Source organism: Flavobacterium anhuiense (assembly GCF_900101855.1).
Taxonomy (GTDB): Bacteria; Bacteroidota; Bacteroidia; order Flavobacteriales; family Flavobacteriaceae; genus Flavobacterium; species Flavobacterium anhuiense.
Window position 1 is genome coordinate 603725 of record NZ_FMVC01000001.1, and the last position, 23556, is coordinate 627280.

Annotated in this window: 24 protein-coding genes; 22 read left to right on the forward strand and 2 right to left on the reverse strand. The window is 34.8% G+C overall.

Annotated elements, in window-relative coordinates; translation table 11 throughout:
- Positions 1–35 precede the first annotated feature (35 nt).
- Both BLP44_RS02560 and BLP44_RS02565 read left to right on the forward strand, forming a co-directional pair.
- Positions 36–1724, forward strand: coding sequence for a sodium/sugar symporter (locus BLP44_RS02560; protein WP_091128969.1), 1689 nt, complete (start codon positions 36–38; stop codon positions 1722–1724).
- Positions 1725–1973: 249 nt separating this feature from the next.
- A complete protein-coding gene (locus BLP44_RS02565; protein WP_008465924.1) occupies positions 1974–2753 on the forward strand; it encodes an SDR family oxidoreductase in 780 nt (259 codons plus the stop codon).
- 92 nt (positions 2754–2845) lie between these two features.
- On the opposite strand, the gene BLP44_RS02570 is transcribed toward BLP44_RS02565, so the two are convergent.
- Entirely contained in the window at positions 2846–3709 is an 864-nt protein-coding gene (locus tag BLP44_RS02570; RefSeq protein WP_091128972.1) for an AraC family transcriptional regulator, read from the reverse strand.
- A gap of 171 nt (positions 3710–3880) precedes the next feature.
- Here BLP44_RS02570 and BLP44_RS02575 point away from each other — a divergent pair, with 171 nt between their 5' ends.
- The 5 genes from BLP44_RS02575 (at position 3881) to BLP44_RS02595 (ending at position 8454) form a co-directional block, all read left to right on the forward strand.
- Entirely contained in the window at positions 3881–5536 is a 1656-nt protein-coding gene (locus tag BLP44_RS02575) for a UxaA family hydrolase (RefSeq protein ID WP_091128975.1), read from the forward strand.
- Between the two features lie 36 nt (positions 5537–5572).
- The gene (locus tag BLP44_RS02580) at positions 5573–6337 is read left to right on the forward strand and encodes an SDR family NAD(P)-dependent oxidoreductase (RefSeq protein WP_091128978.1); all 765 of its coding nucleotides are present in this window, start codon (positions 5573–5575) and stop codon (positions 6335–6337) included.
- Between the two features lie 152 nt (positions 6338–6489).
- Complete coding sequence (locus BLP44_RS02585; RefSeq protein ID WP_008465917.1) at positions 6490–7344, forward strand: fumarylacetoacetate hydrolase family protein; 855 nt, start codon at positions 6490–6492, stop codon at positions 7342–7344.
- A gap of 9 nt (positions 7345–7353) precedes the next feature.
- Positions 7354–7689 (forward strand): L-rhamnose mutarotase, encoded by a 336-nt coding sequence (locus tag BLP44_RS02590; RefSeq protein WP_066033130.1) that lies wholly within the window; start codon positions 7354–7356, stop codon positions 7687–7689.
- A 159-nt stretch (positions 7690–7848) separates the two neighbouring features.
- On the forward strand, positions 7849–8454 hold the full coding sequence (locus BLP44_RS02595) for a hypothetical protein (protein WP_008465914.1): 606 nt from the start codon (positions 7849–7851) through the stop codon (positions 8452–8454).
- A gap of 14 nt (positions 8455–8468) precedes the next feature.
- Here the strand turns inward: BLP44_RS02595 and BLP44_RS02600 are convergent, their stop codons facing one another.
- Complete coding sequence (locus BLP44_RS02600) at positions 8469–9719, reverse strand: NAD(P)/FAD-dependent oxidoreductase (protein WP_091128981.1); 1251 nt, start codon at positions 9717–9719, stop codon at positions 8469–8471.
- 101 nt (positions 9720–9820) lie between these two features.
- Here BLP44_RS02600 and BLP44_RS02605 point away from each other — a divergent pair, with 101 nt between their 5' ends.
- From BLP44_RS02605 to BLP44_RS02680, 15 genes are all read left to right on the forward strand, one after another.
- Positions 9821–11341, forward strand: coding sequence for a flexirubin biosynthesis tyrosine ammonia-lyase FlxA (locus BLP44_RS02605; protein WP_008465911.1), 1521 nt, complete (start codon positions 9821–9823; stop codon positions 11339–11341).
- A 254-nt stretch (positions 11342–11595) separates the two neighbouring features.
- Complete coding sequence (locus tag BLP44_RS02610; protein WP_091128985.1) at positions 11596–12807, forward strand: WG repeat-containing protein; 1212 nt, start codon at positions 11596–11598, stop codon at positions 12805–12807.
- Between the two features lie 95 nt (positions 12808–12902).
- Complete coding sequence (gene fabG / locus BLP44_RS02615; protein WP_091128989.1) at positions 12903–13634, forward strand: flexirubin biosynthesis SDR family reductase FlxB; 732 nt, start codon at positions 12903–12905, stop codon at positions 13632–13634.
- Positions 13635–13717: 83 nt separating this feature from the next.
- On the forward strand, positions 13718–14953 hold the full coding sequence (locus BLP44_RS02620; RefSeq protein ID WP_008465908.1) for a beta-ketoacyl-[acyl-carrier-protein] synthase family protein: 1236 nt from the start codon (positions 13718–13720) through the stop codon (positions 14951–14953).
- Entirely contained in the window at positions 14946–15200 is a 255-nt protein-coding gene (locus BLP44_RS02625) for an acyl carrier protein (RefSeq protein WP_008465907.1), read from the forward strand. Before BLP44_RS02620 ends, BLP44_RS02625 begins: the two co-directional genes overlap by 8 nt.
- Complete coding sequence (locus BLP44_RS02630; RefSeq protein ID WP_066033133.1) at positions 15201–16085, forward strand: LpxL/LpxP family acyltransferase; 885 nt, start codon at positions 15201–15203, stop codon at positions 16083–16085.
- A 287-nt stretch (positions 16086–16372) separates the two neighbouring features.
- On the forward strand, positions 16373–17275 hold the full coding sequence (locus BLP44_RS02635) for an NADPH-dependent FMN reductase family protein (protein WP_066033134.1): 903 nt from the start codon (positions 16373–16375) through the stop codon (positions 17273–17275).
- A 17-nt stretch (positions 17276–17292) separates the two neighbouring features.
- Positions 17293–18426, forward strand: coding sequence for a dialkylresorcinol biosynthesis protein DarB (locus tag BLP44_RS02640; protein ID WP_008465904.1), 1134 nt, complete (start codon positions 17293–17295; stop codon positions 18424–18426).
- Positions 18426–18857 carry a hotdog family protein gene (locus BLP44_RS02645; protein ID WP_091128994.1) on the forward strand — a complete coding sequence of 144 codons (432 nt, stop codon included), beginning with the start codon at positions 18426–18428 and terminating at the stop codon, positions 18855–18857. The genes BLP44_RS02640 and BLP44_RS02645 overlap by 1 nt, the downstream gene beginning before the upstream one ends.
- A gap of 8 nt (positions 18858–18865) precedes the next feature.
- Positions 18866–19330, forward strand: a complete 465-nt coding sequence (locus tag BLP44_RS02650) for a hotdog family protein (RefSeq protein ID WP_008465902.1) — start codon at positions 18866–18868, stop codon at positions 19328–19330.
- A gap of 322 nt (positions 19331–19652) precedes the next feature.
- Entirely contained in the window at positions 19653–20057 is a 405-nt protein-coding gene (locus BLP44_RS02660; protein ID WP_008465900.1) for a flexirubin biosynthesis protein DarG, read from the forward strand.
- Entirely contained in the window at positions 20058–21056 is a 999-nt protein-coding gene (locus tag BLP44_RS02665) for a BtrH-related acyltransferase DarH (protein WP_091128998.1), read from the forward strand.
- A 63-nt stretch (positions 21057–21119) separates the two neighbouring features.
- Positions 21120–21818: an ABC transporter ATP-binding protein gene (locus BLP44_RS02670; protein WP_170830206.1), complete on the forward strand. Its 699-nt coding sequence runs from the start codon at positions 21120–21122 to the stop codon at positions 21816–21818.
- Complete coding sequence (locus BLP44_RS02675) at positions 21808–23091, forward strand: ABC transporter permease (protein WP_170830207.1); 1284 nt, start codon at positions 21808–21810, stop codon at positions 23089–23091. Before BLP44_RS02670 ends, BLP44_RS02675 begins: the two co-directional genes overlap by 11 nt.
- Positions 23066–23515: an acyl-CoA thioesterase gene (locus BLP44_RS02680; protein ID WP_091129008.1), complete on the forward strand. Its 450-nt coding sequence runs from the start codon at positions 23066–23068 to the stop codon at positions 23513–23515. The genes BLP44_RS02675 and BLP44_RS02680 overlap by 26 nt, the downstream gene beginning before the upstream one ends.
- Positions 23516–23556: the final 41 nt, after the last annotated feature.

Genomic DNA, 23556 nt, shown 5'->3' on the forward strand with positions numbered 1-23556 from the left:
ACAACCTATAATAATTATTTAAAATACTACTAACAATGAACCAAAACCTCGCTTTCGCAGACTATGCGGTTTTTATTATTTATTTTATCGTAGTCTCTGTCTACGGTTACACCGTTTACCGCAAACGTAAACAGGACGAACATGATGCTAAAGCTTACTTTTTGGCTGAAGGAAATTTAACTTGGTGGGCAATTGGAGCTTCTCTTATTGCTTCTAATATTTCGGCAGAGCAATTCATCGGGATGAGCGGTGAAGGTTTCTTCTTAGGAATCGCTGTCGCTGCTTACGAATGGCTTGCTGCCGTTGCCCTTATTATCGTGGCGGTATGGTTTATTCCTGTTTATCTTAAAAACAAGATTTACACGATGCCACAGTTCTTAAAAACACGTTACAACGAATCTACTGCGCTTATCATGGCAGTATTTTGGCTGTTTTTATATGTTTTTGTAAACCTTACTTCTATTTTATATTTAGGAGCAGTTGCGATTAACAAACTTGCTGGTGGAGAATACCTTCACGTAATTATGCTTGGATTGGCTATTTTTGCTTTGTTTATTTCGCTTGGAGGAATGAAAGTTGTAGCGTATACAGACGTTATCCAAGTTGCCGTTTTAATTATTGGAGGTTTGGTAACTTCTTATATTGCCTTAACAACAGTTGCGGAAGCTTTTGGTGTTGGTCAAAATGCAATTGCCGGTTTTAAAGTTTTAATGCAGCAGGCACCAGAACATTTCAAAATGATTATTCCGAAACCAACTGCAACATCTTCTCAACTTGAAATCGATAAATATTTAACTTTCCCTGGATTGTTATCTTATGCCGCTGGTATCTGGATTATCAACTTAAATTACTGGGGATGTAACCAATACATTACGCAGAGAGCACTTGGAGCAGATTTACAAACAGCTCGTACAGGAATTTTGTTTGCTGGTATGCTTAAATTATTAATGCCGCTTATTGTAATGCTTCCTGGTATTGCTGCTTACGTTTTATACACAAGCGGACACTTACCTCAATTAGAGGGAGGAGTAAAAGATGAGGCATATTCTGCTATATTAACATTCCTTCCAACCGGATTAAAAGGTCTTTCTGTTGCTGCTCTTACTGCTGCAATCGTAGCTTCTTTGGCAGGAAAAGTAAACAGTATTTCTACAATCTATACATTAGACGTTCATAAAAAATACATTCAAAAAAATGCTGGCGAAAGACAGCAGGTAAACATCGGTCGTCTTGCCGTTTTTGTTGCTATGCTTTTGGCCGTTTTATTTACATGGAATGACGTTTTAGGAATTGGTGGCGTTGGAGGATTTACCTACATCCAAAAATACACTGGATTCATCAGCCCTGGAGTTTTTGCCATGTTCTTCTTGGGTATGTTCTGGAAAAGAACTACTGGAACAGCGGCAATCGTGGGTGTAATCTTAGGATTCTTATTATCTGTTTTATTCAACGAATACGCTCCAGCTTTATTTGGAAATGATACACTTTTATACACAGCTTACCCTAATGGAAAAGGAGCTTTCGAAATTCCGTTCCACATCTGTATGGGATTATCATTCTTATTTACAATGATTGCAATGATATTAATAAGTTTTGCTGGTCCAAAAGTAAACCCTAAAGCATTCGAAATTGATTCTGAAATGTTTAAAGTAAAACCGCAGACAACAGTCTTAATCGTTATTACGCTATTGATTATTGCTGCGCTTTATGTTAAGTTCTGGTAATAAATTATCAGTTCTATTCTCTCTATTTTTACAGCTGTTGTTTGTCATGAACAACAGCTGTAAATTTTTAAAAATGTTTTAACACATAGAAGCATAGATTTTTAGCCCATAAGAAAGAGCAAAAAACAAATCTAGATTTGAACACATAGCTATGTGCTTTAAAAAAAATGAAATGCCTTTTTAGGCAAATTAAAACTATGTTTCTATGTGTTTAAAAATGTTAGCAATAAATTATAATAAAATAAAATCATGCAGTTATCATTAACCCAAAAAATCATTATCGTTACGGGAGGAGCAAAAGGAATCGGTTTAGGAATCGTTAAGGTTTTAGCCGAAGAAAATGCAATTCCGTTTATCGTTGGACGTAACGAAAATGATAACATCAAAGCCGTAGAAGAATTAAAAGCCATCGGAAAGGAAGCGCATCAAGTTGCTGCCGATTTAACAAAACCAGAAGACTGCAAAAAAGCCGTTGAAGCTGTAATCGCAAAATTTGGTCGTATTGACGGATTGGTAAACAATGCCGGAGTTAATGACGGTGTTGGATTAGAAAACGGAAATTATGAAGATTTCGCTGCTTCGCTTCACAAAAATTTAGTGCACTATTATTTAATGGCACAGCATGCTCTTCCGTATTTGAAAGAATCAAAAGGCGCCATTGTGAACATCGGTTCTAAAACTGCCGAAACCGGGCAAGGTGGAACCTCAGCTTATGCCGCTTCAAACGGTGGAAGAAATGCGTTAACTAGAGAATGGGCTGTTGAATTATTGAAATACCGCATCCGCGTAAATGCCGTAATTGTAGCAGAATGTTACACACCACTTTACGAAACGTGGATTAATACTTTTGAAAATAAAGAAGAAAAACTAGCTGCAATTACCAAAAATATTCCGTTAGAAAACAGAATGACAACAGCTGAAGAAATCGCCAATATGGTGGTTTTCCTTCTTTCAGAAAAATCAAGCCACACCACTGGACAGATTATTTATGTTGATGGCGGTTACACACATTTAGATAGATCTATTTAGTTTTTTCGCAATTTTTTTCGCCACGAATTCACGAATTTTTATAAATCATAATTCGTGAATTCGTGGCTATTTTTTTTAAGGATTGAGCAAAATTATATAGCACTATTCTTAAAATCCGAAGGCGTAATTCCTTTAACCTTTTTGAAGAGTTTATTGAAGTTTGAAGCTGTTTTATATCCACATGCGTATGCAATCTCAGACATACTTTTGTCAGTTTCCAACAATAATTTACAGGCATTTGAAATTCGGATTTCGTGCAGATAATCCACAAAATTTTTCTTGGTTTTTACTCTAAACATTCTGCAGAAAGAAGTCCGCGTCATATTCGCGACAGCGGCAATTTCTTCTAAGGAAATATTCTTTTTATAATTCTTATTGACATATTGAAAAACCTCTGAAAGACGATCTACTTTCGAATCTTTCTGCATTAACGAATAAATTTCGTCGTTGATGTAAATCTTATCCTGACTTTCCGAAAGAATAGACAAAATCTCAAAAAGTCCGATAATAACTTCGAAGTCTTTTTTTGAAACTAATTTCTCCAGTTTTTTAGCAATCTGTCTATTGGTTTTTCCGATAATCGAAATTCCTTTTCCCGCCTGAACAAAAAGTTCGTTGATTTTTTGGGTTTCTTTTAATTCATAAAAAGTTGGTCCGAAAATATCTTTATGAAAATATACGACAATCGAATTGGCTCTTAAATCCTCAATTCCCTGATAATATTTCTCATCATTCAGCCAAACATGCGGAATATCAGAACCTAAAAAAACCATATCACCAGGCTCAAACGGCATTACCGAATTTCCGATAATACGTTTTCCATAACTCTCTTTCACGTAAACCAATTCCAATTCCGGATGCGAATGAAACGGCGCCTGAAAAAACGGTTCAATGCGATTGAGTACCGAAACTTTTGTGTTGAGATAAGACGCTATTTTGGTTTGTTCCAGCTTCATACTGCAAAGATAATTAAAGATTAGATACGGATAATATTAGACTATTAATAAATAGGTAAAAAGGCTAATTTTATTTTTCGTTAACTGCCGGAATTCTATACAAAATCAGAAGATTAAAATGTTATAAAATGAAAGCAGTGACATCAAAAAAAGAAAAAAAACAACAACACAATGTCTGAGAATAACACAAAAAAACTGGTTGTAAAACTGCATCCAGATGATAATGTATTGGTTGCCTTAACCGATCTTCAAAAAGGCGATTCGATTCATTTTGAAAACGAAACTTACGTTTTGCAAGACCTCATCAAAGCCAAACATAAATTCTACATGCAGGACATGAAGCAAGGAGAAGAAGTAAACATGTATGGCGTTTTGGTTGGAAAAGTGCAAAATGATGTGGCAAAAGGAAGTTTAATGACGACCGAGAACTTAAAACACGCCGCAGATCCTTACGCTTACAGAAATGCTTCATACGAATGGAATGCTCCTGATGTTTCAAAATTCGAAAATAGAACTTTTAAAGGTTACAAAAGAAAAGACGGACGCGTTGGAACGGCCAATTACTGGCTTTTTATCCCAACTGTTTTTTGTGAAAACAGAAATTTGGATGTTATTAAAGAAGCCTTACACAAACAATTAGGTTATGCTGTAACGGATAAATACAATCAATTTACGCATGAACTGCTGGAAAGTTATTTGAACGGAAATGACATTAACGATATCCATATTGAATTGAATCCAACTCCAAAAAACAAACGTGTTTTTGAAAATGTAGACGGAATCAAATTCTTAAATCACCAAGGCGGCTGTGGCGGAACGCGTCAGGATGCTTCTACTTTGAGCGCTTTATTGGCTTCTTATGCAAACCACCCGAACGTTGGCGGAATCACACTTTTGAGTTTAGGATGCCAGCATTTGCAAGTTCAGGATTTTGTAAATGATGTCAAAAAACAAAACCCAGATTTCGATAAACCATTATTTATTTTTGAACAGCAACAGACAGAAAGCGAAGAAATTTTGATTACCAATGCCATCAAAAAAACTTTTGAAGGTTTAATCGAAATTAACCAATACGAAAGAACCGAAGCGCCTTTAAGCGATTTATGCATTGGCGTAAAATGTGGCGGAAGCGATGGTTTCAGTGGTGTTTCTGCAAATCCTGCTGTGGGCTACACTTCAGATTTAGTCGTAGCTTTAGGCGGAAAAATTCTTTTGGCAGAATTCCCAGAATTATGCGGTGCAGAGCAGAATTTAATCGACAGATGTGTTACCGAAGATAAAGCTAGAAAATTCATCAATTTAATGGAATCTTATGATGAACTGGCACATAAAGTGGGTTCAGGGTTTCATATGAATCCGTCACCAGGAAATATCAAAGACGGATTAATTACGGATGCCATCAAAAGTGCTGGAGCAGCCAAAAAAGGCGGAACTTCTCCTGTAGTTGATGTTTTAGATTATACTGAATTGGTTACAAAACCTGGTCTAAGTTTGGTTTGCACGCCAGGAAATGACGTAGAAGCGACAACTGGAAAAGCAGCTTCTGGAGCAACTTTAATTTTGTTTACAACGGGATTGGGAACACCGACAGGAAATCCAGTTTGTCCTGTAATTAAAGTGGCAACGAACTCAGTTTTGGCAACAAGAATGAAAGATATTATCGATATTGACTGCGGACCAATCATCAGTGGTGAAAAATCTATTGAAAAAATGGGCGAGGAAATTTTAGAATACTGCATCAAAGCGGCAAGCGGCGAAATTATTCCGAAAGCGGTTCAATTAAACCAAGACGATTTTATTCCGTGGAAACGCGGCGTATCTTTGTAAAAGACTCAATTAAAATAACTTAAAAAAATTATATAAATGTTTTCATTACAAAATAAAAAAGCAATTATCACAGGCGGAGGAAGCGGAATTGGAAGAGCGATTTCTTTCTTATTTGCTAAACAAGGAGCTGAAGTTCACATTTTAGAATTGACGGAAGAAAGCGCAAAAGAAACGGTTGAAGAAATCAAATCTGCTGGAGGAACTGTTTTTGCGCACGCTTGCGACGTTTCAAATCACGAACAAGTTAAATCAACTTTTGAGAAAATCGGAAATATTCATATTCTGGTAAACAATGCTGGAATCGCACACGTTGGAAAAGTAGACACAACTTCTGAATCTGATTTTGACCGTATCATGAATGTAAACGTAAAAGGTGTTTACAACTGTCTTCACGCTTCGATTCCGGCACTAAGAAATTCTGGCGGAGGTGTAATTTTAAATTTAGCCTCTATTGCAAGCTGGGTTGGTATTCCAGATCGTTTTGCTTATTCTACTGCAAAAGGTGCTGTTATGGCGATGACTTTATCAGTTGCTAAAGATTATTTACACGATAAAATCAGATGTAATTCTATTTCTCCTGCGAGAGTGCACACGCCATTCGTAGATGGATTTATTGCTAAAAATTATCCTGGAAAAGAAGAAGAAATTTTCGAAAAATTATCTCAATCACAGCCAATCGGCCGTATGGGAAAACCAGAAGAAATCGCCACTTTAGCCTTATTCTTATGCAGTGACGAATCGTCTTTCATCACAGGTTCTGACTACCCAATTGATGGTGGATTTATCAAATTAAACAACTAAAAAAAGGAAATAGCCACGAATTCACGAATTAAAATGATTAAAAAAAATCTGTGAAATCTACTTAAAAAATTAAGCTAAGAATTTCACGAATTGTAATTTTTATAATTCGTGAATTCGTGGCTAAAAAAAACATTACTAAAAAATAAAAGATTATGAAACTTATTAGATTCGGAGAAGAAGGAAAAGAAAAACCAGGAGTTTTAATAAATGATAAAAGATACGATGTTTCGTCTATTGTAACAGATTACAACGAAGCTTTTTTTGAAAACGACGGTTTAGCAAAATTAGGAGAAGCCTTAAAAAATAATCCTTCTTTACCAGAAGTGAGCGATTCAGTTCGTTTAGGATCTCCTGTGGCACGTCCGTCAAAAATTATCTGCATCGGATTAAATTATGTAGATCACTGCGAAGAAACTGGAGCTGCAATTCCAGAAGAGCCAATTATTTTCTTCAAATCAACCACTTCTTTATGCGGACCAAATGATAATTTGATCATCCCGAAAAACAGCGAAAAAACAGACTGGGAAGTGGAATTGGCATTTGTTGTAGGTAAAAAAGCAAGCTACGTTTCTGAAGAAGATGCACCTAATTATATTGCAGGATATTGCCTTTTAAATGATTATAGCGAAAGAGCATTCCAAATTGAGCGTGGCGGGCAATGGGCAAAAGGAAAAGGTTCTGATACCTTTGCTCCTCTTGGGCCAATTATGGCAACTCCAGATGAAGTTGGCGATGTTAATAACCTAAAAATGTGGCTTACTGTAAACGGAAAAACATTCCAAAACAGTAACACTTCAAACTTGATTTTTAAAATTCCATTTTTAGTACATTATTTAAGTCAATTTATGACATTGCTTCCTGGCGATGTAATTAGTACAGGAACGCCTCCAGGGGTTGGATTAGGAATCAAACCAGATCCAATTTACATTAAAGCAGGTGACGTAATCGAATTAGGAATTGAAGGTTTAGGTACAAGCAAACAAACTGCTGTAGCTTACCAAGGATAAATTTAGATTATGGCAACTCAAAAATTCTATCTGGCTTTAGACCTAAAAGATGATGCCAATTTAATTGCAGAATACAAAGAACTGCATGAAAATGTCTGGCCAGAAATCAAGAAAAGCATTCAAGATTCTGGAATTGAAGTTCTAGATATTTACTGTACTGGAAACCGATTGTTTATGATTATCGAGGCTGATGCCGATTTTACTTTCGAAAAGAAAGATCAGGCTGATGCTGCAAACGAAAAAGTTCAGGAATGGGAAACTTTAATGTGGAAATTTCAGCAAGCTCTACCATGGGCAAAACCAGGACAAAAATGGGTTGTAATGGATAAGATTTTTGGATTATAACTTCTAACTTTCTTCAAATGATAAAAAAAGGATTTCAACTTTGGAATCCTTTTTTGTTTTGAAGCAAAATGAGATTAAAACTTTAATATAAAATAAATTATATATTCATCCTTTTGATTATTTTAGTCGCATAAAAATCAAACCTAATTAACCAAAAAAATGAAAAAACTAATTATTGCATGTTTCCTTATTTCAGGAGCTATGTTTGCCCAAGACATTAATATTGTTCAAGGAAATTTTGACTTTTTAAAAGATCAGAAAGAAATCAATACCATATTTGATTATAGTAATTTTACTATGATGAAAGAGAAAAAATCTGAGGCGCAATATGTAAAAGAACACAAAGCTGATTTAGACGAAAAAGCAAAAGGAAACGGGAATCTTTGGGAAAAAAGATGGATTGTGGCAAAAGATCAAATATGGACTCCAAAATTTTTGGAAATTGCAAACATTGTTTTGACTAAAGAAAAGAAAGACTTAAATTTTCAAGAAGGAATAAATACCCCTTATACTTTAATTGTACAGGCTGTTTGGATCTATCCAGGCTGGGACGCAGGAATTATGAAGCAGCCAGCAAAAGTAACAACCAATTTGAAGTTTGTTGAAACGGCTAACAAATCAAATGTATTGTTAGAAATTAACAGTGAAGAAGCTCCAGGAGACCAATGGGGAAGCAATTTTAATAATGAAACCCGAATTGGTGAAGGATTCGCAAAAACAGCAAAAACACTGTCAAAACTTATAGTGAAAAAAGCATATAAATAAAAAAAAAGCTCTGATTATTCAGAGCTTTGTTCTTTTTGCATATTTAGCAAATACGCCATATTGGCAATTACGTGATCATGTTTTTTGACAAACGAATTTTCTTCGTTCCACACATAACCAGCTAAAACGGCACATATTTTTTCTTTAACTTCTGGATTTTCTGGCTGATGGAAGAATAATGTCTGCAGATTTCCTGTATACCATTCTTGCACGTAAGTGGTGAAAACAGCAATTCCGCGTTTCATGTATTGTGTAAATTCAACTTCCCAATCAACAGGAATTCCTTGTGATTCTTTCAAATATAATTTTGCTGCTAGCATTCCGGATTCGGTTGCAAAAGCAACTCCAGAAGAGAAAACCGGATCTAAGAATTCAGAACTGTTCCCTGTTAAGGCAAAACCGTCACCATACATTCTTTTTACAGCTCTTGAGTAGTTTTCTAATTTAACCGGTTCAAACAAAAATTCTGTTCCAGCAAATCTTTTAATATAATAATCTGATTTCTGAATGGCATTTCGTAAAGCCTCAGCATTATCTTTATTTTCAGAAAGCGAATTGATGAAATCTGTTGGCCCGACAACACCCAAACTTGTATTTCCGTTAGAAAATGGAATTACCCAAAGCCAAACTTCGGTTTCCAGAATATCAAACGAAATTTGAGTTCCCTCTACCCCTTCTTCTCTATTAATATCTTTAACATGGGTAAAAATAGAAGAATGCGGATCTAATTTTGAAGGCGTATCCAAATCTAAAAGCCTTGGCAATACTCGTCCGTATCCGCTCGAATCGATGATAAATTTAGCGTGAATTTCTTTTAAATTTCCATCCTTATCTTTTACAATAGTTTTTGAATTTTTCCCTTCAAAAGAAACTTCCAGAACTTCTGTTTCAAATTCTAAATCAATTCCTTTTCTTATAATTTCCTGAGCCATTGTATTGTCAAAATCAGCTCTTGGAACCTGCCAAGTCCAGTCCCATCCTTCGCCAAATTTTACGCTGAAATCAAAATTGCATATTTCTTCTCCTCTGATAAAACGAGCTCCTAATTTTTTTTCGAAGTTCATCCCATCTAGGGCGTCAAACAATTCTGCTTCAGCAAAATGGTCCATTACACGCGGAATAAGACTCTCGCCTACTACAAGTCTTGGAAACTTTGTTTTTTCTACAACTTTAACCTTTACGTTGTTTTTAAAAAGGTACGATGCCGAAACACATCCAGACGGTCCCGCACCAATCACTAAAACATCAACAAACTCCTTTGTCATATTAGAATTATTATCATTAATTAGCCTACATTTGCCATCATCAAAATAACTACATTTATTTTGATAAATAAAATTAAATTAGCGCAACCAAAATCGATTTGATGAATACAATAAATGAATATCTAAGTTTAGCAGAATTTGAAGCCATAATCTTTGGAAAAAACAAAGTTGCCATAAGCGATGTGGTCTTAAATCGAGTAAACGAAAGTTTTAATTTCTTAAAAGAATTCTCAGGAAATAAAGTAATCTACGGAGTAAATACAGGATTTGGTCCAATGGCTCAATACAGAATTAAGGAGTCAGACCAAATTCAATTGCAATATAATTTAATCAGAAGCCATTCTTCTGGAACTGGAAAACCTTTAAACGCTGAGTGCGCAAAAGCAGCAATTTTGGCAAGGTTAAATACACTTTCTTTAGGGAACTCAGGCGTTCATTCTTCTGTAATTCATTTAATGGCAGAATTAATCAATAGAGATATTACGCCTTTAATTTTTGAACATGGTGGTGTTGGTGCCAGCGGAGATTTAGTGCAATTATCACACTTAGCTTTGGTTTTAATTGGCGAAGGCGAAGTTTTTTATAAAGGTGAAAGACGCGCAACAGCAGAGGTTTTCGAAATTGAAGGTTTAAAACCCATTCAAGTAGAAATTAGAGAAGGTCTGGCGTTAATCAACGGAACTTCTGTAATGACAGGAATTGGAGTAGTAAATGTTCATTATGCAAAAAAATTATTAGACTGGTCGTTAAAAGCTTCTTGTGCAATTAACGAATTAGTTCAAGCTTACGATGATCATTTCTCAGAAGAATTAAACCAAACCAAACGTCATAAAGGACAGCAGGAAGTTGCTGAAAGAATGAGACAAAATCTTTCTGACAGTACTTTGATCCGTAAAAGAGAAGACCATTTATATTCTGGCGAAAACACCGAAGAAATCTTCAAAGAAAAAGTTCAGGAATATTATTCATTAAGATGCGTTCCTCAAATTCTTGGGCCAGTTTTAGAAACTATTAATAATGTCGCTTCTATTTTGGAAGACGAATTTAACTCGGCAAACGATAATCCAATCATCGACGTGAAAAACAAACACGTTTACCACGGCGGAAATTTCCACGGAGATTACATTTCGCTTGAAATGGATAAACTGAAAATCGTTATTACGAAATTAACGATGTTGGCAGAACGCCAATTGAATTATTTATTGAATTCTAAAATCAACGAAATTCTTCCTCCATTCGTAAACTTAGGAACATTAGGTTTTAATTTCGGAATGCAGGGTGTTCAGTTCGTTGCCACTTCAACCACTGCAGAATGCCAAACATTATCTAACCCAATGTATGTGCACAGTATTCCAAACAACAATGACAACCAAGACATTGTGAGTATGGGAACCAATGCGGCAGTAATTACATCAAAAGTTATCGAAAATTCTTTTGAAGTTTTAGCAATCGAATTAATCACTATTGTTCAGGCAATTGATTATTTGAAACAAAAAGATCAAATCTCGTCTACGACTAAAAAATGGTACGACGATATCAGAAATATAATTCCAGAATTTAAAGAAGATCAAGTAATGTATCCTTTTGTTCAAAAAGTAAAAGATTATTTGATCAACAGTTAACTGCTGGTTATAATTATTTTTAAACACATAGAAACAATAGATTTTAGTTTTAAATAAAAGAAAAAAGGTAAAAGAAAAAACTAGTTTTCACATATCGCTATGTTTATTTCAAAAAAGTGAAACGCCTTTTATTGACAAAGAAAAACTATGTTTCTATGTGTTAAATTAAATCTTGGTTAATTTGTAATTTCATCCAAAGGTTTAAAACAGTTAAAAATCTTTAATTTACAGTATTAATATTGAATCTTAAAACCATGAAAAAGTCACTTGTTTTTTTATTGCTATCCTGCATTCAATTTGTTAATAGCCAAGAATTAGCATTAGTTAAGAAAAATGCTAAAATTGGATATCTGTCTAAAGACGGATCTTTTAAAATAGAGCCTCAATATAAATCTGCCAGAAGTTTTTCTGAAGGTTTAGCAGCTGTAGAAAATGGCGGAAAATGGGGATTTATCGATGCAAAAGGAAGCTGGGTAATTCCAGCCGATTTTAAAGATGCTAAAGATTTTAACAGCGGAATTGCAGTTGTACAAAAAGACAAAGACTGGGTTTACATTAATACAAAAGGAGAAATTCAAAAAGCACCTGCCTCAGAAAAATTATTTGATTTTAATGACGGCGTTGCTTTTATCAGACAAAATAATAAAGTTGGGCTAATCAACAATAAAATGGGAGTGGTTTTAGAACCAAAATACGACCAGATCAAACCATTTGAAAATGGATACGCCAGAGTTGAATTAAACAAAAACTGGGGAATTATTGACACTAACGGAAAAGAATTGGTTGAACCTATTTATGCCGAAGTTGGAAACTATTTTAAAGGCACAACTTGGGCAAGGAAAGACAAAACTTTCGGATTGGTAAGCGGCGGAAAATTTATCCCGGTTGACGGAGCTGAAAAAATCTGGGATTTTGAAACTCAAGATTTGACTTACGCTAAGAAAAACGGAAAAATTGGATATATCGATTTAAAAGGAAATTGGGTAATTCTTCCTATTTATGATAAAGGAAAAGCGTTCTCAAAAAACCTTGCTCCTGTTTTAGTTGGAAAAAAATGGGGATTCATTAACCCACAGGGGAAATTTGTAATCGAACCAACTTACAACGATGCCGAAGTTTTCAGCACAAACGGTTTAGCACCAGTAAAAGAAAGCAACTGGGGATTCATTAATGAATCTGGAAAACTGGTAATTCCAACTCAATATGGGATCACTACAAATGCTATTATTGCCATGTTTACACAACAAGACAAAGGATTTATTGGTGGTGTAGCCAGAGTAAAAAACGAAGGGAAATGGGGATTTCTTAAACCTGACGGAACAGTTTTGGCCAACCAATGGTTTGAAAATGCGGAACTGTTTTCTAAAAGTGCAGAAAAACCTCAGCCTGCTGCAGCTCCAGCCGAAAAACCAAAAGAAGAAACTAAACCAATAGCTAAAAAACCAGCAGCGAAAAAAAAGAAATAATATTTATCTCCAAATAAATTAGAAATTTGCATAAATGAAATCGCATTCTATAACGCGGTTTCATTTATGACGAATAAAAATAAAACCAACATTAAATGAAATGTGTATTAGTAACAGGCGGTTCAAGAGGAATTGGAAGTGCGATTTGTAAAAAACTAGCCGTAGAATCCGATTATCATATTCTGATTAACTATCATTCGAATAAAACGGCTGCCGAAGAAACATTGCAAGAAGTACAAAAATTAGGTGCAACAGGCGAAATCTTAGGATTTGACGTTTCTAATTTTGAAGAAGTACAAAATGTTTTAACTGCTTGGCAGGAAGCCAATCCTGAAAAATTGGTTGAAGCCATTGTAAACAATGCCGGAATTACCAAAGATGGCCTTTTTATGTGGATGACACCAGAAGACTGGAACGGCGTTATGAACACAAGTGTTAACGGTTTCTTTAATGTTACGCAATTTTTTATTCAAAAAATGTTACGCAATAAATATGGCCGAATCGTAAATATAGTTTCTGTTTCTGGAGTAAAAGGAACTGCAGGACAAGCCAATTATTCTGCGGCAAAAGGTGCGATCGTAGCAGCAACTAAGGCCCTAGCGCAAGAAGTTGCCAAAAGAAATATTACTGTAAATGCTGTTGCTCCGGGCTTTATTAGAACCGATATGACGAGCCAACTGGACGAAAAAGAATTATTAAAATTAATTCCGGTAAATCGTTTTGGGGAAGCAGAAGAAGTAGCAGATTTGGTAAGCTTTTTGATTTCTAAAAAAGCAAGCTATATTACAGGAGAAATTATCAATATAAACGGCGGAATATATTCTTAAGAATGGTATGTTTGCGAGATTATTTTAAGATTGTTAAACATATAAATTACACTTTAAGGATAAAAAATTACTTTTGAAAGACGATGAATAGAAGAGTTGTAATTACTGGAATGGGAATTTATTCTTGTATCGGAACTTCTTTAGACGAAGTAAAAGATTCGTTGTACGAAGGAAAATCTGGTATTCAGTTTGATTCTGAACGAAAAGAATTTGGTTTTCAATCGGCCTTGACAGGAATGGTTCCGAAAACCGATCTTAAAAATTTATTGACAAGAAGACAACGTATGAGCATCGGCGAAGAAACCGAATATGCTTATATGGCCACTATAGAAGCATTGAAAAATGCGAATATTGATGACGCTTTTTTTGATACTCACGAAGTAGGTATTATGTACGGAAACGATAGTGTTTCTAAAGCTATTATTGATGCAACAGATATCATACGAGAAAAAAAAGATACTGCTCTAATTGGTTCTGGAGCCATTTTCAAATCGATGAATTCTACGGTTACGATGAATCTTTCCACGATTTTTAAACTTCGCGGCATCAATCTTACCGTTAGTGCCGCTTGTGCGAGTGGTTCTCACTCAATCGGTTTGGCTTATTTTTTAATTAAAAGCGGTTTTCAAGACATTGTAATTACTGGCGGAGCTCAAGAAATCAATAAATATGCAATGAGCAGTTTTGATGGATTAGGTGTTTTTTCTAACAGAGAAGGAGATCCAACAAAAGCGTCAAGACCTTTTGATGCTGGTCGTGATGGACTTATCCCGAGTGGCGGAGGAGCCACTTTAATTCTTGAAAGTTACGAATCTGCAATTGCGCGCGGTGCCAATATTATCGCAGAAATTGGTGGGTACGGATTTTCTTCAAACGGAGGACACATCTCAACTCCAAACGTCGAAGGGCCTGCGACAGCAATGAAACGCGCACTTGACGATGCAAAATTAGAAGCTTCGGATATTGAATATATAAATGCTCATGCCACCTCAACTCCTGTTGGAGATGCAAACGAAGCAAAAGCCATTTTTGAAGTTTTTGGAGAAAAAAATCCTCCGGTAAGCTCTACAAAATCTATGACAGGCCACGAATGCTGGATGGCCGGAGCAAGCGAAATCATTTATTCTATCTTAATGATGCAGCATGATTTTATTGCACCAAACATCAATTTGGAAAACCCAGACGAAGATGCGTCAAAATTAAATTTAGTTAAAACTACGTTAAACAAAAAATTTGACATATTTTTGTCCAATTCTTTCGGTTTCGGAGGAACCAACTCTGCGTTGGTGGTTAAAAAGTTTAAATTGAACAATGAATAAAGAAGAGATTATAGCAAAAATTAATGGTTTTTTAGTTGATGAATTTGAAGTTGATAATGACGACATTGAACCAAATGCTAATTTAAAAGATACACTTGGGTTAGACAGTCTGGATTATGTTGACTTAGTCGTTTCAATAGAGGCAAACTTTGGTGTAAAACTAGTTGAAGCAGATTTTGTTGGAATTTCTGATTTTCAAAGTTTTTATGACTTAATCGAAACTAAAATCAAAGCCAAATCAGCTTAAATGAGTCAATGGGATGGTAAATCCAAAGGAACTGTTTTAGGTTATAAAATATTCGTTTTTTTAATTCAAAAAGCGGGTGTAAAAGCTGCTTATGTCTTACTTTACTTTGTTGCTTCTTATTATTTTTTATTTCTAAAAAAAAGCAACAGAGCCATTTTTTATTATTTTAAAGAAAGACTTCAGTATTCCTATTTCAAATCTAAAAAGATGGTTTTCAAAAGCTATTATACTTTTGGGCAAACCATTATTGACAAAATTTCTATTTCGGCAGGAATGCGCAACAAATTCACGTACGAATTTGATGGAATAGAAACACTAAAAAAATTACTTGCCGAGAAAAAAGGCGGTGTTTTAATTAGCGCTCATGTTGGTAATTTTGAAATTGCAGAACATTTTTTTGGAGAAATCGACCTTGATTTCCAAATCAATCTCGTTACAACAGATTTAGAACATTCTGCCATTAAAAATTATCTGGAAAGCGTTTCTAAAAAACCTACCGTAAAATTTATTATCATCAAAGAAGATCTTTCTCATATTTTTGAGATCAATGCTGCTTTGGCCAAAAACGAACTGATCTGCTTTACAGGTGACCGTTATTTTGAAGGAACAAAATCACTTTCCGAGAATCTTTTAGGCAAAGAGGCCAATTTCCCTGCAGGTCCATTTCTAATTGCTTCAAGATTAAAAGTTCCTGTAGTTTTTGTTTATGTAATGAAAGAACCAAATCTTCATTATCATTTGTACGCAAGAGAAGCCGAAGTAAAACACCGTGACGAAAAAGCGCTTTTGAAAGAATATGTAAAAAGCGTAGAGAGCATCCTTCATCAATACCCTTTACAATGGTTCAATTATTTTGATTTTTGGAACGATATAAAGGAGTCTTAAATTTTTTCCGCCACGAATTCACGAATTTTCGCTAATCATTTGTGTCGAAATTTTAATCCTGAATTTCACCAATTTTCATTAATCTGTTTTTGTAAAAATCAAAACTTTTGCACGAATCATCATTCGTGAAATAAAATATCATTCATAATTTATACAAAATCATTCAGCATTCCAGCATTTTGAATAATTCGTGAATTCGTGGCTAATAAAAAACCATTGGTCGAATTAAGAAAATTCGTTTAAATAAATTTACTTACTTTTGCGAACCACCAAAGCCAAAAGACCTAATGAAAAATGTTCTCGTAATTTATTATTCTCAATCTGGACAATTGGAATCTATTGCAAGAAATATTGCAAAACCGTTTCTAAATTCAGAAGAAATAAATCTTACTTTTCACGAAATACAATTGGAGAAACCGTTTCCGTTTCCTTGGAACAAAGAATCATTTTTTGATGCGTTTCCAGAATCGTTTTTACAGATTCCGACTGCATTAAAACCTGTTCCAGAAGAAATCTTAAACACAAAGTTTGACTTAATTTTATTTCATTATCAGGTTTGGTATTTATCGCCTTCAATTCCGATCAATTCATTTTTGAAAAGTGACGATGCCAAGAAAATTTTGAACAATACGCCAGTTATCACCATAAGCGGTTCAAGAAACATGTGGATAATGGCTCAGGAAAAAATCAAAGTTCTGCTAAGAAAAGCCAATGCCAATTTGGTTGGAAATGTAGCTTTGGTAGACCGCGTTGGAAATTTAATCAGCGTTATAACCATTGTAGAATGGATGTTTTCTGGAGTAAAGAAAAAATATTTAGGTATTTTTCCGCTTCCGGGAGTTTCAGAAAAAGACATACAAGAATCGAGTCAGTTTGGAGAAATCATGCTTGATTCTTTGCAAAAAGATAATTTAACGCAATTACAGCCAAAATTGGTCGAGGCTGGCGCTGTAAAAATAAGTTCCTATTTAGTGACTGTTGACAAAACGGCCAATAAAATTTTTAATAAATGGTCAAACATCATTTATAAAAATCAAAAAAAGCGAAAACAGCTGCTTAAAGTATTTAATATTTATTTATTCCTTGCGATATGGTTAATTTCACCAATAGTGTATATATTGCACCTTATTACCTATCCGCTTAAGTTCAAAAAAATAAAAAAGGAAACTCAATATTATCAGGGAGTTTAGAAGACGAAATTTAGATTATGTTTGAAGTATATATTACAAAAGCTGCAAAGTATTTGCCAAACGAAGCCGTTTCAAATGACGAAATGGAAGCCTACTTAGGCCTTATCAATGATACTGCTTCAAAAGCAAGACGTATTATTTTGCGCAACAATAAAATTACAAGCCGATATTACGCTGTTGACAAAGAAGGAAAGAGCACTCATAGTAATGCCGAATTAACAAGAAATGCTATTTTACCGTTATTCGACGAAAATTTTACGCCTCAGGATTTAGAAGTACTTTCATGTGGGACCTCAACTCCCGACATTTTTCTGCCTTCGCATGCTGCGATGGTTCATGGTCTGCTAAAAAACAAATCGGTAGAATTAAACTCTTCAACGGGAGTTTGCTGTGCTGGAATGAACTCTCTTAAATTTGGTTTTCTTTCTATTAGATCTGGAAATTCAAAAAATGCAATCTGCACAGGATCTGAAAAAGTTTCTACCTGGCTAAATGCTCAAAAATACAATCACGAGGCTGACAATTTAAAAAGCCTTGAAGAACAGCCAATCATTGCCTTCAAAAAAGATTTCCTTCGCTGGATGTTATCTGATGGTGCTGGAGCTTTTTTATTAGAAAATAAACCAAGAGGACCGATTTCGCTAAAAATCGAATGGATGGAAGCTTTTTCGTATGCGTACGAATTGGAAACGTGCATGTACGCTGGAGGTGATAAATTGGAAAATGGAGAAATTAAAGGCTGGAGCGATTATTCTCCAGAACAATGGCTGAACGAATCTGTTTTCTCAATAAAACAAGACGTTAAATTATTAGACGAATTTATCCTGTCTAAAGGTGCAGAAAGCATGAAAGAGGCAATGGATAAAAACAATATTAAATCGGAAGATATCAATTACTTTATTCCCCACGTTTCTTCTAACTTTTTTGTGGAAGGACTGAAGAAAGGATTAAACGAAAAAGGTATCGGAATGAGCGATGACAAATGGTTCATGAATCTTTCTAGAGTTGGAAATGTTGGCTCTGCTTCTATTTACCTGGCTCTTGAAGAATTAATGAATTCAGGAAATTTGAAAAAAGGAGATAAAATTTTATTATCTGTTCCAGAAAGCGGAAGATTCTCTTTTGCTTACGCATATTTAACGGTTTGCTAATGGAAACAATGGCACTTCTAGAAAAAGAAATGGTAGAAAATTTATTGCCGCAAAAGTTTCCTTTTGTGATGGTAGATGCTATGCATTCTTATTCTGAAACTTCTTTGGTTTCTGGTTTAGAAATTAAGCACGATAATATTTTAGTATCAAATGATGTTTTTCTTGAAGCCGGACTAATAGAACATATGGCACAGTCTGTTGCGTTGCATACTGGATATCAATATTTTTTAAGAAACGAAATTGCCCCAACTGGCTACATTGGTTCTATTAAAGAAATTGAGATTAAAGAGCTTCCAAAGACAAACGACAATATTCAATCTGAAGTAACAATTCTACAGGAATTTGCTGGAATTACTTTGGTGGATATTGTAACAACATTAAACAATGAAGAAATTGCCAGGGGACAAATGAAAACTGTTTTGGCAAAATAAAAACCATAATGAAGGCTACTGCTGTTGACATACAAAATTATTTACCCCACCGAGCACCAATGCTTATGGTGGATTTGATTTTGAATATTGATTCAAGTTCAGTAGAAACTGTTTTTCTTGTTGAAGAAGACAATATTTTTGTTCAAAACAATATTTTTATTGAAGCAGGTTTAATCGAAAACACCGCTCAGACTTGTTCGGCAATTGTTGGAAAAAAATACTTTTTTGACGACAACGGACTTGAAAATGAAAACGTAAACGTAATCGGATTTATCAGTGCTTTGAAAAATGTAAAAATTCATGCGCTTCCAAAAGTCGGTGAGACTATTATAACCAAAGCTGATTTAGTTTCGAAATTTACTGGCGACGATTATACTTTATGTACAATGAGCTGTCAAAGTTCTGCTGAAGACCAGATACTCTTAGAATGCGAAATTAACTTGTTTATTCAAAAAACAATTTCGGTTGGATAATACAAAGAAAATTATTTTACATCTTGTAATCCGAATAGGAATTCTGATCCTTTTGCTTGGTTTGGTTTTCGCATTTTGGCATTTTTCTTTTGACCCTCATAAATATTGCGACGAAACGAAACACAGGCATGTCGACGGTGGATTAGGATTATTTATAATCGCATTTCTAATAACACAAATGTTTTATCTGGGATTGTTGATAGAAATGATTTATTTATTCGTGAAGAAAAAGCGAATTTTAGCTTTCGCAAATCTTGGATTTTTAATAATTAGTTTATGTATAGTTTTAATCTGTATGTTTCTAATAAATTAAATTAGCAAAATGGAAAAAGATAAAGTACCTCAGGATCAAAGCAATTTAACGAAAAACAACGTTAAAGAACTTTTGTACGCAACAGATGAAAACGGTAATTATACCACAACTTTAAGTACAGGCTGGGAACCTAAAACAATAGCGCTTTCAAATTCTATTGATGAAATAAACGAGCGAATTGCCGATGCCAAACAGCAGGTTTTGAATGGCGAAGCAAGTCCGATTGTGTATTTTATGGAAGCCAATAAAATGGATCTTAACATATTATCAAGTTATGTGGGATTTTGGAAATGGCGTGTAAAAAGACATTTTAAACCTAGTGTTTTTGCCAAACTAAACGATAAAATCCTGAAAAAATATGCAGATACTTTTGGAGTATCAATCGAAGAATTAAAAAACAGCATTACCAAATAAATGGAATTAACTTTCACACATCATCAGTCTGCTCATTGCGAGAATGGAGTAGCGTCAAATCTGCTAAAAAACAGCGGACTAAACATTAGCGAACCGATGGTTTTTGGTATTGGCTCTGGATTGTTTTTTGTATATCTACCTTTTATAAAAGTGAATCATGCACCGGCAATAAGCTACAGAACTTTGCCTGGACAGATTTTCAATAAAGTGGCCACTCGTTTACATTTAAAAATAAAAAGACAAAAATTTTCTTCTATAGCAAATGCGAATAAAGCTTTAGACGAAAATTTAAAAAATAATATCCCAACCGGATTACAGGTTGGCGTTTACAACTTAAGTTATTTTCCTGACGAATATCGTTTTCATTTCAACGCGCACAATTTAGTCGTTTACGGAAAAACCGAAACAGAGTATTTAGTGAGCGATCCAGTAATGGAAACCGTTACGACTTTAACTTATGAAGACATGAATAAAGTACGTTTTGCCAAAGGAGCTTTTGCACCGCGTGGACAAATGTACTATCCAATTCAGATTCCAAAAGATGTCGATTTAAAAAGCGCCATCATAAAAGGAATCAAAAATACTTGCAGAGATATGCTGGCGCCAATGCCAATTGTTGGTGTTCGCGGCATCAAAATGGTTTCTCGCCAGATTCGTAAATGGCCTAAGAAACATGGAGTAAGAAAAGCCAATCATTACTTGGCTCAAATGGTTCGTATGCAGGAAGAAATTGGAACTGGTGGCGGTGGTTTTCGTTTCATTTATGCGGCATTTTTACAAGAAGCTTCGGTTATTTTAGGTAACGAAGAATTAAAAGAACTTTCTAAAGAAATGACTCAAATTGGAGATTCATGGCGTGATTTTGCTGTTGAAGCTTCACGTATTTACAAAAACAGAAGTGCCAAAGAAGACGCCTACAACACTATTGCCGATGAACTTTTGGACATTGCCAATAGAGAAGAAATCTTTTTCAAAAAATTAAAAAAAGCGATTAGCTAACACACTATTTTGCAGTCTATCATTCAAATAGAATCCCTTTCGAAAAAGTACAAAAATGCAGAAATGTATTCTTTGAACAGCGTTTCGCTAAATATAAATGAAGGTCAGATTTTTGGCTTACTTGGCCCCAATGGCGCTGGAAAAACTACTTTAATTTCCATGCTCTGCGGATTAGTAAAACCAACTTCTGGGCATTTTACAATTGATGGTTTAGATTATCAGCATCACGCTTCAAAAATTAAAAAAATCATAGGCGTTGTTCCTCAAGAATATGCTTTGTACCCAACGTTGACAGCCAGAGAAAATCTGCTTTATTTTGGAAGTATGTACGGTTTAAAAGGTTCTGATTTAAAAGATAAAGTAATCGAAACTCTGGATCTTTTGGGTTTATTGAAATTTGCCGATAAACAAGTTCAGACTTTTTCGGGCGGAATGAAACGCCGTGTCAATCTGATTGCAGGAATTCTTCATAATCCGAAAGTTTTGTTTTTGGATGAACCAACAGTGGGTGTCGATGTGCATTCTAAAACTGCTATTATTGATTATTTAAAAGTGTTGAACCAAAACGGAACGACTATTATTTATACTTCTCATCATTTGGCTGAAGCCGAAGATTTCTGTTCTCAAATTGCGATTTTAGATCAAGGGCAGATTTATGCGCAAGCAACTCCATCAGCATTAATTGAATCGACAAAAGATGCTCGAAATCTTGAAGATGTTTTTATTTCATTAACTGGTAAAGCGTTGAGAGATGATATATAAAATTTGGATGTCGGTAGTAAAAGAATTCCTTTTGCTAAAAAGAGATTTAGGCGGACTGATTATTTTATTTGTCATGCCTTTGGTTTTGGTAATTGCCGTAACCTTAATCCAAGACAGCACTTTTAAAGCAGTAACCGATTCTAAACTTCAGATTCTTTTGGTCGATAAAGACCACGGATCTGTTTCTAAAACCGTTTTTGAAAATTTAGAAAAAAGCAAATATTTTACCGTTGTAACACAAATTGACAATAAACCGATTACCGAAGAAATTGCAAAGGAAAATGTATACAAAGGAAAATTTCAACTGGCAATTGTAATTCCAGAAAATTTAAGTTCTGATTTGCAAGAAAAAGTAAATCAAAATGTAGAGAAAATTGTGAGTAATTTAGGTTTGAGCGATAGTACCTCAACCACCGAACCTCAACGCGTTATTAAAGAAAAAGAAGTAAAACTGTATTTTGATCCAGCCGTTCAGATGAGTTTCAAAAATGCGGTTATGAGTTCGATTGACAAAATGATTTCGCAGATTGAAACCAAATCGATTTATTCAACTTTTCAAAAACAATTAGGAGAAGAAACGATCGATTTTGAGCAAAAGAATTTTATCACTTTCAAAGAAATAATTCCGAGAATCAACAACAAAGAAGTTCGACCAAATTCGGTTCAGCATAATGTTCCCGCTTGGACACTTTTTGCGATCTTTTTTATTGTAATTCCGTTATCTATCAATATTGTAAAAGAAAAATCGCAAGGGACTTTTGTTCGATTACGAACCAATCCTGTTTCTAATCTTGTGGTGATTATTGGCAAAACCATCACCTACTCGATCATTTGTATGATTCAGTTTTACATGATGGTTGCCGTTGCGGTTTTCTTATTTCCATCAATCGGATTGCCTTCTTTAAATATTGAAGGTCATTTTGTATTAACAAGTGTTGTCGCATTATTTTCAGGTTTTGCTGCAATCGGATTCGGAATTTTATTAGGAACTGTTGCCAGCACGCAAGAACAATCTGCTCCTTTTGGCGCGACAAGTGTGATTATTTTAGCCGCGATTGGTGGTGTTTGGGTTCCTGTTTTTGCTATGCCGAAAATTATGCAGTATATCGCAAAATCATCTCCAATGAACTGGGGATTAGAAGCTTTTTACGATGTTTTATTGCGTAACGTTTCTTTCGTCGAAATCATACCAAGAATAAGTTTATTATTTTTGTTTTTCATTATTACCACTTCCATCGCATTATTTTATGATAAAAAGAAAAGAGCAGTTTAAAGAAGCTACAGATCTAACCGTTTCTCACGAAATCAGGATTCGTTTTAACGAAACAGATCCGCTTGGAATTGTTTGGCACGGCAATTATATCACGTATTTTGAAGATGGACGAGAAGCTTTTGGACGCCAACATGGACTTACTTATCTGGATATTGCAGCAACAGGCTATACAACTCCAATTGTAAAATCAACCTGCGAACATAAATTGTCTTTGCGTTACGGAGATGTAGTAACAATTGAAACAACGGTTGTTGACACTCCAGCAGCAAAAATGATATACCGTTTTAAAATTATTGACGATAAAGGAGAAGTGGCCTGCACAGGCGAAACGACTCAGGTTTTTTTAGATAAAGAAGGGAATTTAATGCTGACGAATCCTCCTTTTTATGAGGAATGGAAACGAAAAGTGGGGTTATTAAAATAAAGTTTTAGCCACTCCCAATAGCTATCGGATCACGAATTACT